The following is an 18,320-nucleotide window of genomic DNA, read 5'->3' as shown; positions in this document are numbered from 1 at the left end:
CGGGCCGGTCAACGGCGACCTGCCCACCCCACATCAAACGCCGGCTATTTCATGTAGCCGAGCGTCAGGACAACGGCGTCCCCAGAACTGGCTTCTTGCCAGCCTCTCGGGACGCCATTTGTTTTTGGAGCCCAAGCATGAACGGTAAAGCCACCCGGATCGACCTGCTGAGTCTCAAGACTCCGCAGATGCGCGCCTTCCACCTGACCTGGATGGCGTTCTTCGTCTGCTTCTTCGCGTGGTTTGCCTGCGCACCGCTGATGCCGGTGCTCAAGGGCGAGTTCGGCCTCACGCCGGGCCAGATCGCCAATATCAATATCGCCGCCGTGGCGGTGACCATCATCGTGCGCCTGATCATCGGCCCGCTGTGCGACCGCTTCGGCCCGCGCAAGACCTACACCGGCCTGCTGGCCATCGGCGCGCTGCCGGTGCTCGGCGTGGCGCTGGCGCAGAACTACGAGACCTTCCTGTTCTTCCGCCTGCTGATCGGCGCTGTGGGCGCGAGCTTCGTCATCACGCAGTACCACACCTCGGTGATGTTCGCGCCAAACGTGGTGGGCACGGCCAACGCGGCCTCGGCCGGCTGGGGCAATGCCGGCGGCGGCGCGGCGCAGGCGGCCATGCCGCTGCTGCTGGGCGCGATCCTGATGATTGGCGTGGACCACACGCTCGGCTGGCGCCTGGCGCTGGTGGTGCCCGGCGTGCTGATGCTGATCATGGCCGTCGTGTACTGGAAGTTCACGCAGGACTGCCCGGAAGGCAACTACTCGGACCTGCGCGCACGCGGCGTGGCGGTCAGCGGCGCTAAAGGTGGAAAAGGCGGCGGCGGCTGGGCCAGCTTCAAGGCGGCCAGCGCCAACTACCGCGTCTGGCTGCTGTTCATCACCTACGGCGCCTGCTTCGGCGTGGAGATCTTCATCCACAACGTGGCCGCCACCTTCTACGTGGACCACTTCGGCCTGTCGCTGTCGGCCGCCGGCATGGCTGCGGCGAGCTTCGGCCTGCTGGCGCTGTTCGCCCGGGCGCTGGGCGGCTATGTGTCGGACCGCTTCGCCCGCCGCCGCGGCCTGGACGCCCGCTCGATGGTGCTGTTCGTCTTCATCCTCGGCGAAGGGCTGGGCCTGCTGTGGTTCGCGCAGGCATCCAGCGTCACGCTGGCCGTGGTGGCCATGCTGATCTTCGGCCTGTTCACCCACATGGCCTGCGGCGCCACATACGCGCTGGTGCCGTTTATCGATCGCAAGGCGCTGGGCGGCGTGGCCGGCATCATCGGCGCTGGCGGCAACGTGGGCGCGGTGGCAGCCGGCTTCCTGATGAAGGGCCTGGGCGACCTGCAGCAGACCCTGACCTACCTCGGCGTGGCCGCCACGATCGCCGCCGTGTGCGCCATCGCCGTGCGCTTCAGCGCCGAGCACAAGGCCCAGGAGCAGGCCCTGTACGACAGCGCACTGGCCAACTGAATTCGCATACGAAGAACCCCGGACAAGGAAAGCATCATGAAAATCATCATCGTCGGGCACGGCATGGTCGGCCACAAGTTCCTGGAATGCCTGGCGGATGCCGGCGCGCAGGACCTCGAAGTGACGGTGCTGTGCGAGGAGCCGCGCCCCGCGTACGACCGCGTCCACCTCTCCGAATTCTTCGCCGGCAAATCCGCCGAAGACCTCTCGCTGGTGCCGGCCGGCTTCTTCGAGCAGCACAACAACATGCTGCTGCGCCTGAACGCCAAGGCGGCGGCCATCGACACCGCCGCGAAGACCGTCACCACCTCCACCGGCGAAACGCTGGCCTACGACAAGCTGGTGCTGGCCACCGGCTCCTACCCCTTCGTACCGCCGCTGCCGGGCAAGGACCGCAAGGACACCTTCGTCTATCGCACCATCGAAGACCTGGAAGCGATGCGCGAATGCGGCAACCGGGCCAAGACCGGCGTGGTCATCGGCGGCGGCCTGCTCGGGCTGGAATGCGCCAAGGCGCTGCGCGACATGGGCCTGGAGACCCACGTGGTGGAGTTCGCCCCGCGCCTGATGGCCGTGCAGGTGGACGAAAGCGGCGGCCGCATGCTGCGCCAGAAGATCGAGGAGCTGGGCGTCAAGGCGCACACCGGCAAGAACACCAAGGAAATCGTCGATGGCGTGGAAGGCACCCATCGCATGAACTTTGCCGACGGCACGCACCTGGACACCGACATGATCGTGTTCTCGGCCGGCATCCGCCCGCGTGACGAACTGGCGCGCGAGAGCGGCCTGGCCGTGGGCGAGCGCGGCGGCATCGCCGTCGACAACAACTGCCTGACCTCCGACCCGCACGTCTACGCGATTGGCGAGTGCGCGCTGTGGCAAGGCAAGATCTACGGCCTGGTGGCCCCCGGCTACGACATGGCCCGCGTGGCCGCCCGCCACCTGCGCGGCGAGGCCGCCGAGTTCGCCGGCGCCGACATGAGCACCAAGCTCAAGCTGATGGGCGTGGACGTGGCCAGCATCGGCGACCCGCACGGCAACGTGCCGGGCAGCCGCTCGTACCAGTTCATCGACGAGCGCAAGCAGATCTACAAGAAGCTGGTGGTGTCCGACTGCGGCAAGTACCTGCTCGGCGGCGTGCTGATCGGCGATGCGGAGGAATACGGCACCCTGCTGCAGATGATGCTGAACCGCATCGAGCTGCCCGAGTCGCCCGAATTCCTGATCCTGCCGTCCTCGGACGGCCAGGCCAAGCCGGCGCTGGGCGCCGACGCGCTGCCGGACACCGCCCAGATCTGCTCGTGCAACAACGTCAGCAAGGGCCAGATCTGCGCCGCCGTGGGCGATGGCGCCACCAGCATCGGCGCGCTGAAGACCTGCACCAAGGCCGGCACGGCGTGCGGCGGCTGCGTGCCGCTGGTCACGCAGATCATGAAGGCCGAAATGAAGAAGCAGGGCATGACCGTCAACAACCATGTCTGCGAGCACTTCCCCTACTCCCGCCAGGAGCTGTACCACCTCGTGCGCGTGGGCAACTTCAAGTCCTTCGAGGACCTGCTGGCCGCGCACGGCAAGGGCCTGGGCTGCGACATCTGCAAGCCCACCGTCGCCAACATCCTGGCCTCGTGCTGGAACGACTTCGTGCTCAAGGAAGAGCACGCCAGCCTGCAGGACTCCAACGACTACTTCCTGGCCAACATCCAGAAGGACGGCACCTACTCCGTGGTGCCGCGCATGCCGGGCGGCGAAGTGACGCCCGACGGCCTGATCGCGGTCGGCCAGGTGGCCAAGAAGTACGGCCTCTACACCAAGATCACCGGCGGCGCGCGCGTGGACATGTTCGGCGCGCGGCTGGAAGAACTGCCGATGATCTGGGAGGAACTGATCGCGGCCGGTTTCGAGTCGGGCCATGCGTACGGCAAGTCGCTGCGCACGGTGAAGTCCTGCGTGGGCTCCACGTGGTGCCGCTATGGCGTGGATGACTCGGTCGGCCTCGCCATCGAGATCGAGAACCGCTACAAGGGCCTGCGCGCCCCGCACAAGATCAAGTTCGGCGTGTCCGGCTGCACCCGCGAATGTGCCGAGGCGCAGGGCAAGGACGTGGGCATTATCGCCACGGAACGCGGCTGGAACCTCTACGTCTGCGGCAACGGCGGCATGAAGCCGCGCCACGCCGAACTGCTGGCCGGCGACCTGGACCACGACACGCTGATCCGCTACATCGACCGCTTCCTGATGTTCTACATCCGCACGGCAGACCGCCTGCAACGCACCAGCACCTGGCGCGACAACCTCGAAGGCGGCCTGGACTACCTGAAGTCGGTGGTGATCGACGACAAGCTGGGCGTGGGCGCCGAACTCGAAGCCGAAATGCAGCACGTGGTGGACACCTACGAGGACGAGTGGAAGAAGGCCGTCACGGACCCCGAGACCCGCAAGCGCTTCCGCCACTTCGTCAACAGCGACCTGCGCGACGACAACCTCGTCTTCCTGGAAGAGCGCGGCCAGGTCCGCCCGGCCACGCCCGAGGAACGGAACTTGCAGCGTTCACGCCTGAGCCACATCCCCGTGGTTGCCGTGCCCGCAAAAGCAGCCTGATAAAAGGAGAACGTGATGCATCATTCCCATCATCCGGAAACCTGGACCGCGATTTGCACCTTGCGCGACATCGTGCCCAATACTGGTGTCTGCGCACTGGTCGATGGCCAGCAGGTGGCCGTGTTCCGTATCGGCCGGGGCGAGGAGGTCTTCGCCATCGACAATTTCGATCCGAACTCGCAGGCGTCGGTGCTCTCGCGCGGGCTGGTGGGCAGCCTGGGCGAGCGCGTCGTGGTGGCCTCGCCGATCTACAAGCATCATTTCGACCTGCGTACCGGCGAATGCCTGGAAGCCCCCGAGCACTCGGTGGCGGCCTACGCGGCCCGGGTGTACGACGGCAAGGTCTGGGTAGCCGCCAGCGAAGTCGCGCGCCAGACCGAGGAAGAAATGGCGGCCTGAGCCGCCTCCCGCCTCCTGCATTGCCCCTCGCCCACGCCCAAGCCACCTGAGACGCCCATGACGCCCACCGCCACCCCCCACGCCAAACCCCGACTGGTTGTCGTCGGCAACGGCATGGCCGGCATGCGCACGGTCGAGGAACTGCTGAAGCTGGCGCCGGACCTGTATGACATCACGGTGTTCGGCGCCGAGCCGCACGGCAACTACAACCGCATCCTGCTCTCGCCGGTGCTCGCCGGCGAGAAGACCGTCGACGACATCATGCTCAACACGCGCGAGTGGTATGCCGCGCATGGCATCGAGCTGCTGGCGGGCGACCCCGTAGAGGCCATCGACCGCCCCCGCCGCACGGTGCGCTCGGCCTCCGGCCGGGAGGTGCGTTACGACCGCCTGCTGCTGGCCACGGGCTCCAAGCCGTTCATCCTGCCGGTGCCGGGCCATACGCTCGACGGGGTGATCGCCTTCCGCGACATCCAGGACGTGGAAACCATGCTCCACGCCGCGCGCAACCATCGTCACGCGGTGGTGATCGGCGGCGGCCTGCTCGGGCTCGAGGCCGCCAACGGCCTGCTGCGCCAGGGCATGGACGTGACCGTGGTCCACCTCGCCGACAGCCTGATGGAGCGCCAGCTCGACAAACCCGCCGCCGCGCTGCTGAAGCTGGCGCTGGAGCGCCGCGGCCTGCGCTTCCTGCTCGGCGCGCAGACCGCCGGCATTCTGGGCGATACCCGCGTGACCGGCGTGCTGTTCAAGGACGGCAGCCAGATCCCGGCGGACCTGGTGGTGATGACCGCCGGCGTGCGCCCCAATATCGAACTGGCGGCCGGCGCCGGCCTGCGCTGCGAGCGCGCCATCGTCGTGGACGACACGCTCCAGACCTTCGACCCGCGCATCTACGCCGTGGGCGAGTGCGTGCAGCATCGCCAGGCCACCTTCGGGCTGGTGGCGCCGATCTGGGACCAGGCGCGCGTCTGCGCGGCCCACCTGGCCGGCGCCGGGCATCGCCGCTACGTGCAGCAGGCCACGGCGACCAAGCTCAAGGTCACCGGCGTGGACCTGTACTCGGCCGGCGATTTCATTGGCGCCGATGGCAGCGAGGATCTGGTCCTGCGCGATCCCCGGCGCGGCGTCTACAAGCGGCTGGTGCTGCAGGACGGCCGGCTCGTGGGCGCGGTGCTATACGGCGACGTGCAGGACGGCCCGTGGTACTTCGACCTGATCCAGAGCGGCAAGCCGGTTGGCGCCCTGCGCCAGCGCCTGCTGTTCGGCAAGACCCAGTGCGAGGCCCTGGCCGCCTGATTTACCGGCTGGGTTGCCACCGGCGTTGCCGGCTGGCATCCACCGAAAGAGAGACATCGCTGTGAACCTGTCCGATATTGCGGTGGTTTCCTCCACCGCCACCACCACAACCGCCACCACCTGCCCCTATTGCGGCGTGGGCTGCGGCGTGCGCGCCACCGTGCGCGCGGACGGCCAGGTCGAAGTCAGCGGCGACGCGGACCATGCCTCCAACTTCGGCCGGCTCTGCGTCAAGGGCTCGGCGCTCGGCGAAACCCTCGACCTGGACGGCCGCCTGCTGCATCCCCAACTGCGCGAGGCCGATGGCGCGCTGCGCCGCGTCTCCTGGGACGAGGCGCTCGACAAGGTCGCCAAGGGCTTCTCGGACATCGTCGCCGCGCACGGCCCGGACGGCGTGGCGCTCTACGTCTCCGGCCAGATCCTGACCGAGGACTACTACATCGCCAACAAGCTGATGAAGGGGTTCATCGGCACGGCCAATATCGACACCAACTCGCGGCTCTGCATGTCATCCGCCGTGGCCGGCCACAAGCGCGCCTTCGGCGAAGACCTGGTGCCGTGCAGCTACGAGGACCTGGAGACCGCCGATCTCGTCGTGCTGGTGGGCTCGAACACCGCGTGGTGCCACCCGATCCTGTTCCAGCGGCTCACGCGCGCCAAGGAAGCCCGGCCCGAGATGAAGATCGTGGCGATCGATCCGCGCCGCACCGCCACCTGTGAACTGGCCGACCTGCACCTGCCGCTGCGCGCGGGCACCGATGTGCGGCTGTTCAACGGCCTGCTGAGCCATCTGGCCCGCGCCGGCAAGACCGACACGGCCTTCGTGGCCGCGCACACCGCCGGGCTGGAAGCCACGCTGGCCGCCGCCGAAGCGGACGACATCAGCGTCGCCGCCGTGGCGCGCGCCTGCAAGCTCGACCCAGCCGACGTGCAAGCCTTCTTCGACCTGTTCGCCAGCACGGAGCAGGTCATTACCGCGTTCTCGATGGGCGTGAACCAGTCCTCGTCCGGCACGGACAAGGTCAACAGCATCATCAACTGCCACCTGCTGACCGGCCGCATTGGCCGCCCCGGCATGGGCCCGTTCTCGCTGACCGGCCAGCCCAACGCGATGGGCGGGCGCGAAGTCGGCGGGCTGGCGAACATGCTGGCCGCCCATATGGAGCTGGCCAACCCGGTCCACCGGGACATCGTGCAGGACTTCTGGCAGTCCCCGGCGATGGCCGACCAGCCCGGCCTCAAGGCCGTGGACCTGTTCGACGCCATCGAGCAAGGCAAGGTCAAGGCGGTCTGGGTCATTGCCACCAACCCCGTGGTGAGCCTGCCCGATGCCGATCAGGCGCGGCGCGCGCTGGCCAAGTGCGAACTGGTGGTGGCGTCGGACATCGTCACGCACACCGACACCAACGACGCCGCCCACATCCTGCTGCCGGCGCTGGGCTGGGGCGAGAAGAACGGCACGGTGACCAACACCGAGCGCCGCATCTCGCGCCAGCGCGCCTTCCTGCCCGCGCCGGGCGAGGCCCGCGCCGACTGGGACATCCTCTGCGACGTGGCCCGCCGCATGGGCTTCGCCGGCTTCGACTACGCCGGTCCGCATGAAATCTTCGACGAACACGCCCGCCTGAGCGCGTGGCGCAACGACACCGCCACCGAGCGCGACGCACCGCGTGCGTTCGACATCAGCGGGCTGGTTGGGCTGGCCCAGGCCGACTATGACGCGCTCGCGCCGGTGCAATGGCCCGTACGTGCGGACCTGACCGAAGGCACGCAGCGCCTGTTCACCGACGGCCGCTACGCCCATCCCGATGGCCGCGCCCGCTTCGTGCCGACCGCGCCGCGCGCGCCGGCCCACGCCACCGACGACGACTTCCCGCTGATCCTGAACACCGGCCGGGTGCGCGACCAATGGCACACCATGACCCGCACCGGCAAGGCCGCGCGGCTCTCCGACCACCTGCCCGAGCCCTTCGTCGACATGCATCCGCAAGACGCCCTGCTGTGCGGCGTGGGCGAAGGCAAGCTGGCACGCATCACCAGCCGCTGGGGCGCGATGGTGGCCCGCGTGCGCCATGGCGGCGGCATTCCGCGTGGCAGCGTGTTCGTGCCGATCCACTGGAACAGCCAGTTCAGTTCCGATGCCCGCGTGGGCGCGCTGGTCAATCCGGCGGTCGATCCGGTCTCGGGCGAGCCCGAGTTCAAGCACACGCCGGTGCGCGTGGAGGAATTCCGCGTCTCGTGGCACGGCTTCGTGCTGAGCCGCGCCGCCCTGCCCGCCGATGCGCTGACGTACTGGACGCGCATCCAGGGCAAGCAGTTCCAGCGCTACGAATTCGCCGGCCGGGAGGCCATCCCCGACCGCGCCGCCTGGGCCCGCGCGCTGCTGGGCGTGCAGGACCCCGAGGCCGACTGGCTCGAGTACGAGGACCGCACCGCTGGCGTCTATCACGCGGGCTATGTGGTCAACGACCGGATCGAGGCCTGCGTGTACGTCTCCACGCGCCCGGACCTGCCCTCGCGCGCGTGGCTGTCGCAGTTGTTCGGACAAGAGCGGCTGGAAGACACCGACCGCATCGGCCTGCTGCTGGGCCAGCCGATGGAGAAAGGCGCCGACGCCGGCCCCACGGTGTGCTCCTGCTTCGGCGTGGGCCGCAACACGATCTGCGACGCCGTGCGCAAGCACGACCTCAAGACCCCGGCTGAAATCACCGCCTGCGTGAAGGCCGGCGGCAATTGCGGCTCCTGCGTGCCGGAACTGAAAAAGCTGCTGGTCGAAATCCGGGTGGCCGAAGCGGCTTAAAAGCGTGCCTTTCTCCTCTCTTCCGCTATCGGGCGAGAGGAGATATTAGGCACCCTTATCTCTGATATTAAATAATTCCCACAAACAGTTCATTCATTTCACCTACGATGACCTGATTGCACCGTAGCGAGGTGACGCTCCGTCATTCGCCCGCAAAAATAATAATGGGCATGCTTGTCGTCATCAAGGTTGACCACCCGGGAATCCCAGGTGCTCGCCTTGATCGCCAAGGGGATGAGCACCAGTGATATCGCCAGGTATCTGGGCGTTACCGAATTCACGGCCCGCAAGCACCGCACCAATATCTCCGCAAAACTCGACATTCATTCCACGTCGCAGCTGGTTGCCTTTGCCACCGCGCACGCCAATACGGCGACCCACGCGCCCATCCCGATTCTTCAGCCGGACACATTAAGCCAGCGTGAAAAGGACGTCTTGCAGAAACTGAGCCTGGGCCTGACGGCCAAGGAAATCGGCAGGCATCTCAGCATCAGTCCCCGCACCGTCAGCAAACATCTGGAAAACATCCGCGCCAAAACCGGGCTGCAAACCCTGGCGGATCTCATGACGATTTCCAGACAAATCAGAATTCCCGTTGATTCCAACCCGCCGAATACGCATTCTGAGTAATGGCGAATACCCCTCCGCGGCATCAACACTGGTTATGCGATACGTCACCAAGCGAAATCGCGACATCCGCAAAATGCCAACAACTTAATAAGGGGTAACACCATGAATTGGAATCGATCTTTCACGGACTTGATACGCAACGGGCGCCCCGCATACTGGGGTAACTGGACCCTGACGCCCAATATCAAACCGGGCGCCGTGGGCTTTGTGTCGCCGGACACCGGCGATTTCACGCTGGTCAAGGAAGAGACTCCGGGGCTCACGCTGAGCACGCGCGGCATTCCCAACCAGTGGAAGCTGTCGTCCAGCAACGTGCAGCGCAGCGAATCCAACGTCAACCTGGACGGCTCCGCCACCGACCCGGATACCGGCGTCAAGGTGACGGCTGGCGTCGAGGTGAAGTGGGATTTCTCGTCGGTGGGGTCGATCGCGTCCGAGTTCGGCATCGCGTCGGAAACGTTCATCAGCGACCTGACCACGCTTGGCAAGTCGGACACCTACAAGTGGCTGTACGACCAGGCGCAGTCGGTCAGCATGGGGTCGAACGGGCAGATTGCGCAGGGATTCGGCGTGGTCACCAGCGCCGTCTACGCGCACAGCGGGCTGAACGTGGGTTCCCAGGACAACAGCTCTTCCTTCTCGCTGACCGGCTCCGCCGGTGCCGTGCAGGAGATGCTGGGCGGCGCCAATGGCAAGGGCTCGTTCGTCTCCACCCGCCAGAACAAGAGCGTGGATCAGCATCTCTGGCCTTACCAGTCGGATCAGCTCGCGCCCTCCCCGATTCCGATCGCCTACACCTTCGCCTCGTTCGACGGGCCGCTGCTGATCCCGAACTGGATCAACCGGCTCGGCGCCTTCGAGGTGGTCTTCGACAACAAGCCCGGGTGCACCTACGTGACCCACATCCAGATCGGCTACGACTCGCCGGCGGGGCGGCAGCACGACGAGTTCTCGCTGAGCGGCGGCATTTCCAAGACCGTGAGCAATATCCCGCTTAGCGCGACGAATATCCGCGTGGACGTGAAATTCCAGGGGGTCATGAACAGCGACCACTACGCCTTCAACTGGCCCAGCCCGCTTGGGCAATGGCTGACGGGGCGTCGCGCCATCGAGATGACTGGCGTCTGGCCGGGGCAGACCCACGCGCGGGAAGTCTGACTTCCCCCTCCATTGCAGAAACCTGAAGTTTTCCAAGGAGAAACACCATGGCAACGCTCGTCAACATCACCGCCAAGACCCCCACCGCCGTGCAGATCTGGGGATTTCACGATCCGTCCGACGTCGACGACGTGGCGGCGGCACTCAATACCATCGCCAGCGGCCTGACCGGCAGCGGCCACACGATTCACGTCATGTCCGGCACCCACGGCTACTGCGAGGGGAAGATCGGCGCCGTGGCACAGCGCGAAGAGAAGTTCGCGGAGGAGGACCGGGGCCTTGCGTCGCCCAAGACCAAGGACCAGAAACCCGTCGCCATCGCCGTGCATGACTTCAATAACGGCAACCTGCCCGGCCCCGACCGCGTAACGGCAGCCATGGCCAAGCTGAACGGGGACATGCGCCGCATCGTGGGCAATCTCCCGGGCACCCACACCTTCCTGCTGGCCTACTGCTGCAGCGCCGGCACGCGCTAGCCTGCCGGGGTCTTGAAAGGCTCACGCCGCGATGCGCACGCGGCGTGAGCGGGCAGTTCCTGTATCTTGACATTTCATCTACTGCTGGACAAAATGTCCAGCATGAAGACCCGCACGCCGGAGCAGCGCCAGTTGCTCGACCAGATCAAGCAGATTGCCGATGGCCTCGGGCAGACGCTCGCGCCGTTCTGCGAGGTCGTGGTCCACGACCTGCTCGAGCCCGAGCAGTCGATCCTCGCCATCCACAACAACCTGTCCGGCCGCGCCGTGGGCGACCCCACCACCGAGTTGGGCCAGGCCCGCATCACCGATCCGGACTACCCTCAGATCATCGCCAATTATCCGAACCAGTTCGCGGATGGGCGGCAGGCCAAGAGCACCTCGGTGGGCGTCAAGGACAGCAACGGGCGTTATATCGCCGCACTGTGCATGAATGTCGACCTGACGCTGTTCCGCAGCCTGCAGATGGCGATGGGGCAATTCGTCCAGACTGCCGTCGAGGGGCCGCAAGAGTCACTCGACCCCGCCGGCACCGATGCCCTGCGTGCCCGTATCGACACTTTTGCCGCCCGGCTGGCCACCACGCCCCGTGCGCTGAAGACCGAAGACCGGCGCGCGCTGATGCATGAACTCAAGGCGTCGGGCCTGTTGGAGGTCCGGCGCGCCATGGAAACCGTCGCGGCACATCTCGGCGTGTCGCGCGCCTCGGTCTATAGCTATGCCCGCTGACACCCATCTGGCCCAACTCCTGCTGCTCGACAAATTCGACGTCGAAGCGGCCCTGCAACCGGACGATGTGCTGGCTGCCGTGCGCGAAGCCTTCGTGCTGCACAGCCACCGCGAAGGCCGCGTGTTCCCGCTGATCCGCGAGAAACTGGCCACCGGCGGCGTGTTCGGCATCAAGGCCGGCGATGTGCCGAAGCAGAACCTGCTCGGCTTCAAGGCGGCCGGGTTCTGGCCGGACAACCGCGCCCAGGGCGGCGAGCCGCATCAGGCCACGGTGCTGCTGATCGACCCCGCCACGGGCCGCCCGCTCTGCGTGCTGGACGGCAACGCCATCACCACCGCGCGCACCGGCGCGGCCGGCGGCATCGGCCTGCAACTGCTGGCGCGACCCAACAGCGAGCGCGTCTGCGTGTTCGGCACTGGCGTGCAGGCGCGCGTGCAGCTGACCTATGCGCTGCGCCTGCTGCCGTCGCTGTGCCATGTTTCCTACGTCCCCTTCAGCCGCCAGCGCGATCCGGCGTTCGAGGCGGCGTTCTCCGACCGCTGCCAGATTGAACTGGCGACGGACGCCAGCGCGGCGGTGTCGAAGAGTGACGTCGTCATCACCGCCACACCCGGCGGCGGCGCCCTGTTCGAGGCCGACGCCGTGCAGCCCGGCACCCACCTGAACTGCGTGGGCGCCGATACGCGCGGCAAGCGCGAACTGCCGGACGGCGTGCTGGCCCGCGCGCGCGTCTTTGCCGACGACCGCGAGCAGGCCCGCGGCATCGGCGAGTGCCAGTGGGCCGCCCAGGTCGACTGCACCGAGATCGGCGACCTGCTGACCGGCAACGCCATGTTCGACCGTGCCTCCACCGACATCACCGTCTTCGACATGACCGGCCTGGCGCTCCAGGACCTGACCGTCGCCCGCTTCCTGCACGAGCGCGCCGTGGCCGATGGCACCGGCAAGCGCCTGGCCTGGCCCTGGTAATCTCCTTCACCTCCATCGCACCCCTCGCACCCTTCCCTGCCATGACGACCCTGCAACTGCCCACCTACGCCGATGTGCAAGCCGCCGCCCAGCGCCTGGACGGCCACGCCAACCGCACGCCCGTGAACACCTCGCGCACGCTCAACGACATCGTCGGCGCGGAAGTGTTCATCAAGTGCGAGAACTTCCAGCGCATGGGCGCGTTCAAGTTCCGCGGCGCGTTCAACGCCTTGTCGAAGTTCTCGCCCGAGCAGCGCAAGGGTGGCGTGGTGGCGTTCTCGTCCGGCAACCATGCCCAGGGCATCGCCCTCTCGGCCAAACTGCTCGGCATGCCGGCGACCATCGTCATGCCGCACGACGCCCCGGCCGCCAAGGTAGCCGCCACCAAGGGCTACGGCGCCAACGTGGTGACCTACGACCGCTATACCGAAGACCGCGAGGCGATTGGCCGCAAGCTGGCCGCCGAGCACGGCATGACGCTGATTCCGCCGTACGACCATCCGGACGTGCTGGCCGGCCAGGGCACGGCCGCCAAGGAACTGTTCGAGGAAGTCGGCCCGCTGGACGCCCTGTTCACGCCGCTCGGCGGCGGCGGGCTGCTCTCCGGCACGGCGCTGGCCACGCGCGCGCTGGCGCCGGCCTGCAAGCTCTACGGCGTGGAGCCGGAGGCCGGCAACGACGGCCAGCAGTCGTTCCGCAAGGGCGAGATCGTCAACATCGACACCCCGAAGACGATTGCCGATGGCGCGCAGACCCAGCATCTGGGCGAGTACACCTTCGGCATCATCCGCCGCGACGTCACGGACATCGTCACCGCCTCGGACGCGCAACTGGTGGACGCCATGCGCTTCTTCGCCGAGCGCATGAAGATGGTGGTGGAGCCCACCGGCTGCCTCGGGCTGGCCGCCGTGCTGGCCATGAAGGACCAGCTCAAGGGCCAGCGCGTGGGCGTGCTCATCAGCGGCGGCAACGTCGACATCGCACGCTTCTGCGAGTTGCTCGCGGCGTAAGCTTCGCCCCACCCCGGCCGGGGGGCTACATCTCCCCGGCCTGCTTCACCTCTTCCTTCGTGTCGCGCGCCGGCTCCGGGCTGAGCTGCATGAAGATCCATGCAGATGCCGAGGTAATCAGCCCCACGCAGATGAAGGTGGCGTGGAAGGCTGGCAGCACTTCCATCTGGTGCGCACCGTTCGCGCCAAAGCCGGCCTGGAACGTGGCCAGCAGCGCGCCGGCCGAGGTCACCGCCAGGCTCATCGACAGCATCTGCACCATCGACAGCATCGAATTGCCGCTGCTGGCACTGGCTCCCGACAGGTCTTTTAGTGCCACGGTGTTCATGGCCGTGAACTGGATCGAGTTGACCATGCCGAAGATGGCCAGCTGCACCAGCGTCAGCGCCAGCGGGCGCGTTGGCGAAATCAGTGCGAAAGACGCCATCGTCAGCCCTACCACGAAGGTGTTGACCACCAGCACGCGCCGGTAGCCGTGGCGCTCGATCAGCATCGTCGCCAGCCGCTTGGAGGCCATGCCGGCGGCCGTGACCGGCAGCATCATCAGGCCGGCATCGAACGGCGCGTAGCCCATGCTCACCTGGAGCATCAGCGGAATCAGGAACGGCATCGCCCCGTTGCCGATACGCGCGAACAGGTTACCGAGCAGCCCCACGCTGAACGCGTGGATTTTGAACAGCTTCAGCGAGAACAACGGGTTCTGGCGCTTGTTGGCGTGCAGCACGTAGGCCGTGAGCGCCGCCATGCTGCCAATCAGCAGCATCAGCACCGTGGCGTGCTGGAAGCCCATGCCCGCCAGCCCGTCCAGCGAAAACGACAGCGCCACCATGGCCACGGCCAGCAGCAGGTAGCCGGTTACGTCGAAGCCGCCCATGCCGGGCAGCCGTGAGTTCGGCATATAGCGGATCGTGGCGATGGCGCCGATGATCCCCACCGGCACGTTGATCAGGAAGATCCAGTGCCACGACAGCGTCTGCGTCAGCCAGCCGCCCAGCGTGGGGCCGATCAGCGGGCCGATCATGCCCGGAATGGCCACGAAGCTGAGCGCCTGGAGGTATTGCTCGCGCGGGAAGGTGCGCAGCACGGAGAGCCGCCCCACCGGCAGCAGCATGGCGCCGCCCACGCCCTGCACCACCCGCGCGGCAGTCAGTGCCGGCAGCGTGGGCGCCCAGGCGCATAGCAGGGAGCCGAGCACGAACAGGCCGATGGCGGTCTGGAAGATCGTGCGCGTGCCGAAGCGGTCCGCCAGCCAGCCCGAGGCCGGAATGACCACCGCCATGGTGAGGGAATAGGCGATAACGACCGACTGCATGCGCAGCGGGCTTTCGCCCAGGCTGTGCGCCATCGACGGCAGCGCCGTGTTGACGATGGTCGAATCGAGCGTCTGCATGAAAAAGCCAACGGCCACGACCCACAGCATGATGCGGAGGTCGCGGTCCTGGGGCATGGAGGGGGGCATGGGGCTCCACGGATGCCAGTCAAAGACGCCACCTTAGGCCGGAGACGCGCCGCTGGCAAGTCAGGCGGCGGCTGACATGCCCCTGCGCTTGCTGCTCCGAGGCAAGCCGATCGCATGGTTTTTCTCCCCTCTCCCACTGGGAGAGGGGCGGGGGAGAGGGAGGGCGGTTCTGCGGAGTGACATCGCGCCGCATGCTCAATCCCTCTCCCCCGGCCCCTCTCCCGCAGGCGGGAGAGGGGAGAAAAACCAGCTTTACATCGACGCGCGCAGCCCCAGGAAGAAGCGCCGCCCGGCCGCCGGCTCGAAGTACCGGCCGTTGGCCTCGTTGACGATGACCGAGCCGATGTAGTGCCGGTCCGCCAGGTTGTCGATCCGCCCGAACAGGTACAGCCGGGTCCGGCCCAGCTTGAATTCGTAGCCGGCCTTGAGGTTGAAGACCATGTAGCCGGGCGCCGCCTGGGTGTTGAGATCGTCCGCATAGACCTGGCTGTCCGCCCGCGCCTCCACCCCCAGCATCAGCGGCGCCAGCGGCCGGTAGGTCAGCTCCGCGCCCAGGCTGTGCCGCGCCGTGCCGGGCAGCCGGTTGCCGGCCGCCACCTGCAGGCCCTGCGCGTTGAGATATGCCTCCCCGAAGTAGGCCGACAAATAGGTATACCCGAGCCCCGCCCCCCACTGCTGCGCCTGGCCGAAGGTGCCGCGCCAGCCCAGTTCCAGCCCGCGCCGGCGCACGCCGTTCACGTTCTGGTAGACCGTGCGGCCGGCGTTGTTCGATACCGGCACCACCTCGTCGTGGCTGTCGGCATCGAACAGCGCAGCCTCCACCTTCTGGCCGGCCGCCTGCCATTTCACGCCGATCTCGCCCTGCCGGCTGGTGGACGCCTGCAAGCCCAGGTTGGCGCCCACGCCGCCGGGGCCGTAGGCCACCTCGGTCAGCGTCGGGGTCTCGAAGCCCCGGCCCAGGTTGGCGTAGACATTGAGCGTGTCGTGGGCGTGCCAGACCACGCCGGCTACCGGGCTGACGTTGTGATAGGTGGAGGTGCCGCTGTCGTCGGGGCTGGCCGCCGTGACGTAGTGGTCGTCAATGCGCAGCCGCACCATGCTCGCCCGCAGCCCGCCCACCAGCTCCCAGGCGGGATGCACGGTCCAGTTGAACTGGGCGAACGCGCCGTAGTCGGCCGCCTCGTCGGTCTCGTCCCGGCGCAGCGCGCCCTGCTGGCCGTTATCGTTGACGTAGCCATGGCGGCCGTCGCGCATGGCGTTGGCCTCGATCCCGGCCGTCCATTGCAGCGGCAGGCCGTTGGCCGTGGTCTTGTGCGTCCACGCCAGCGCCGTGCCGCCGTAGGTGCGGTCCAGATCGACAATCCCGCCCGCCGACGAGGGCGCCGCACCGCTGAAGCCGAGCCGCTGGGTCAGCTGCCGCCCGCCGCCGTAGAGACGGAAGTTCAGGCTGTCACGCTCGCTCAGCTGGTGTTCGACCACCACGCCGGCCTGCGTCTGCTCGACATCCTTGCCCGTATTGAACTGGGTCGCCGCCGGCACGGCCTGCCGGGGGTTGGCGTCCGCCTGGGCGCGCGTGAGCCCGAGCGGGTCCTCGGCCAGCGGCTGGGTGAAGTAGTTGAACTGGCCGGTGATCTTGGTCGCCGTGGTCGGTTGGGCCACGATCTTGGCGTTGAGCTGGTAGCGGCGCGCGGCGCTGTGGTCCCGGTAGCCATCGGTCTGGTAGGTCCAGGCGTCCAGCGAGCCGCCGAGGCGGTCATTGCCGCCGGCCAGCGCCACGCCGGCCTGCCATTGCCCGTCCGAGCCCAAGCCGGTGGAGGCCCGCCCGGTGAAGCCATCCTTGGGCGGATCGGGCGTGAACACCTGCACCACGCCGCCCGAAGCATTGCCGTACATCTGGGCGAACGGGCCACGCAGCACCTCCACCCGGCTCGCGTTGGCCAGGTCGAAGGTGGAAGCCTGCCCCTGACCGTCCGGCATGGTGGCAGGAATGCCATCGATGAACAGGCGCACCCCGCGCACCCCGAAGGTCGAGCGGCTGCCAAAGCCGCGCACGGCGATCTGGAGGTCCTGGGCGTAGTTCTGGCGGTCCCGCACGGCAATGCCGGGGACGGTCAGTGTCAGTTCGGAGAGATTGACCAACGGGGATGCCGCCGTGAAGGGATCCACGGCGATGCTGGTGACGGCGGCCGGGGCATCGAACTGGCGCTGTTCGCTGCGGCTGGCGCTGACCACCACGTCGGGCAGCGTCTTTTCTTCGGCCGTCTGGGCCAGGGCCGCCGGCATCGCCAGCAGCGAGGCTAGCGGAAAGAGGGAAAAACGGTAAAGGGTCCTGCCGGTGGCGTGCATGGGGGCGCGTTCCAGAGAGTAGACACCTCGCGCGCGAAACGTCGCGCGAGGCATAGTCTACCCAAACCGGGGCGCCCCGCCGGAATCAGTTGCCGCCGGTCACCAGCGTACGCGCCTCCACCACCTTGTCGCGGTAGGCTTCGAAGATGCGGCGCAGCGCCTGTTCCATGTTCAGCTTCGGCTGCCAGCCCAGTTCTTCCATCGTGTTGTCGATCTTCGGCACACGGTGCTGTACGTCCTGGTAGCCCTTGCCGTAGAACTCGCCCGACGACGTTTCCACGATCTTGGTCTTGCGGGCTTCTTCGGCGTACTCGGGGTAGTCGGCAGCCATCTTGAGCATCATCTCGGCCAGTTCGCGCACCGAGTGGATGTTGGCCGGGTTGCCGATGTTGAAGATCTTGCCGCTGGCCACGCCGTTCTTGTTCTCGATGATCTGCATCAGGGCCGAGATGCCGTCCGAAATATCGGCGAACGCGCGCTTCTGGGCGCCGCCATCGACCAGCTTGATCGGCTCGCCCCGGACGATATGGCCCAGGAACTGCGTCACCACGCGCGAGGAGCCTTCCTTCGACTCGAAGATCGAATCCAGCCCGGCGCCGATCCAGTTGAACGGGCGGAACAGCGTGTAGTTCAGCCCTTCCTCCATGCCATAGGCGTGGATCACGCGGTCCATCAGCTGCTTGGAGCAGGCGTAGATCCAGCGCGGCTTGTTGATCGGGCCGTAGACCAGCGGGGACGCTTCCGGGTCGAACTCATCGTCGGCGCACATGCCGTAGACCTCGGAGGTCGACGGGAACACCAGGTGCTTCTTGTACTTCACGGCCGCGCGGACCATCGGCAGGTTGGCTTCGAAATCGAGCTCGAACACGCGCAGCGGGTGACGCACGTAGGTGGCCGGGGTGGCGATGGCCACCAGCGGCAGCACCACGTCGCACTTGCGGATGTTGTACTCGATCCACTCCTTGTTGATGGTGATGTCACCTTCG

The 18,320-nt window shown here is 67.1% G+C and carries 14 protein-coding genes; 11 read left to right on the top strand and 3 right to left on the bottom strand.

What is annotated here, in order from left to right:
- The first annotated feature begins 137 nt into the window (after window positions 1–137).
- The 11 genes from BM115_RS26600 (at window position 138) to BM115_RS26550 (ending at window position 13,529) form a co-directional block, all read left to right on the top strand.
- Window positions 138–1,460 (top strand): MFS transporter, encoded by a 1,323-nt coding sequence (locus tag BM115_RS26600; RefSeq protein ID WP_092301832.1) that lies wholly within the window; start codon window positions 138–140, stop codon window positions 1,458–1,460.
- Window positions 1,461–1,496: 36 nt separating this feature from the next.
- Window positions 1,497–4,058, top strand: coding sequence for a nitrite reductase large subunit NirB (gene nirB, locus BM115_RS26595; protein WP_092301828.1), 2,562 nt, complete (start codon window positions 1,497–1,499; stop codon window positions 4,056–4,058).
- A gap of 15 nt (window positions 4,059–4,073) precedes the next feature.
- Window positions 4,074–4,457 (top strand): nitrite reductase small subunit NirD, encoded by a 384-nt coding sequence (nirD, locus tag BM115_RS26590; RefSeq protein WP_092301825.1) that lies wholly within the window; start codon window positions 4,074–4,076, stop codon window positions 4,455–4,457.
- A 57-nt stretch (window positions 4,458–4,514) separates the two neighbouring features.
- On the top strand, window positions 4,515–5,756 hold the full coding sequence (locus BM115_RS26585; RefSeq protein WP_092301822.1) for an NAD(P)/FAD-dependent oxidoreductase: 1,242 nt from the start codon (window positions 4,515–4,517) through the stop codon (window positions 5,754–5,756).
- A 61-nt stretch (window positions 5,757–5,817) separates the two neighbouring features.
- Window positions 5,818–8,556, top strand: coding sequence for a nitrate reductase (locus tag BM115_RS26580; RefSeq protein ID WP_092301819.1), 2,739 nt, complete (start codon window positions 5,818–5,820; stop codon window positions 8,554–8,556).
- A 174-nt stretch (window positions 8,557–8,730) separates the two neighbouring features.
- Window positions 8,731–9,186: a helix-turn-helix transcriptional regulator gene (locus BM115_RS26575; protein ID WP_092301816.1), complete on the top strand. Its 456-nt coding sequence runs from the start codon at window positions 8,731–8,733 to the stop codon at window positions 9,184–9,186.
- A 102-nt stretch (window positions 9,187–9,288) separates the two neighbouring features.
- Window positions 9,289–10,344 carry a hypothetical protein gene (locus BM115_RS26570; RefSeq protein WP_092301811.1) on the top strand — a complete coding sequence of 352 codons (1,056 nt, stop codon included), beginning with the start codon at window positions 9,289–9,291 and terminating at the stop codon, window positions 10,342–10,344.
- A gap of 47 nt (window positions 10,345–10,391) precedes the next feature.
- Window positions 10,392–10,820: a hypothetical protein gene (locus BM115_RS26565; protein ID WP_092301808.1), complete on the top strand. Its 429-nt coding sequence runs from the start codon at window positions 10,392–10,394 to the stop codon at window positions 10,818–10,820.
- 102 nt (window positions 10,821–10,922) lie between these two features.
- Window positions 10,923–11,549 carry a helix-turn-helix transcriptional regulator gene (locus tag BM115_RS26560; RefSeq protein WP_092301880.1) on the top strand — a complete coding sequence of 209 codons (627 nt, stop codon included), beginning with the start codon at window positions 10,923–10,925 and terminating at the stop codon, window positions 11,547–11,549.
- Entirely contained in the window at window positions 11,539–12,519 is a 981-nt protein-coding gene (locus BM115_RS26555) for an ornithine cyclodeaminase family protein (protein ID WP_092301805.1), read from the top strand. Before BM115_RS26560 ends, BM115_RS26555 begins: the two co-directional genes overlap by 11 nt.
- A 41-nt stretch (window positions 12,520–12,560) precedes the next feature.
- Window positions 12,561–13,529: a threo-3-hydroxy-L-aspartate ammonia-lyase gene (locus BM115_RS26550; protein WP_092301802.1), complete on the top strand. Its 969-nt coding sequence runs from the start codon at window positions 12,561–12,563 to the stop codon at window positions 13,527–13,529.
- 25 nt (window positions 13,530–13,554) lie between these two features.
- On the opposite strand, the gene mdtD is transcribed toward BM115_RS26550, so the two are convergent.
- The 3 genes from mdtD to BM115_RS26535 form a co-directional block, all read right to left on the bottom strand.
- Window positions 13,555–14,988, bottom strand: coding sequence for a multidrug transporter subunit MdtD (gene mdtD / locus BM115_RS26545; RefSeq protein WP_255371006.1), 1,434 nt, complete (start codon window positions 14,986–14,988; stop codon window positions 13,555–13,557).
- Between the two features lie 252 nt (window positions 14,989–15,240).
- On the bottom strand, window positions 15,241–17,334 hold the full coding sequence (locus tag BM115_RS26540; protein ID WP_369823547.1) for a TonB-dependent receptor family protein: 2,094 nt from the start codon (window positions 17,332–17,334) through the stop codon (window positions 15,241–15,243).
- A gap of 85 nt (window positions 17,335–17,419) precedes the next feature.
- The coding region (locus BM115_RS26535) for a bifunctional UDP-4-keto-pentose/UDP-xylose synthase (protein WP_092301796.1) at window positions 17,420–18,320 on the bottom strand (901 nt) is incomplete at its 5' end.

The organism is Cupriavidus sp. OV096 (genome assembly GCF_900115455.1).
Classification (GTDB): domain Bacteria; phylum Pseudomonadota; class Gammaproteobacteria; order Burkholderiales; family Burkholderiaceae; genus Cupriavidus.
This window is presented reverse-complemented; position numbering and strand designations above follow the sequence as displayed.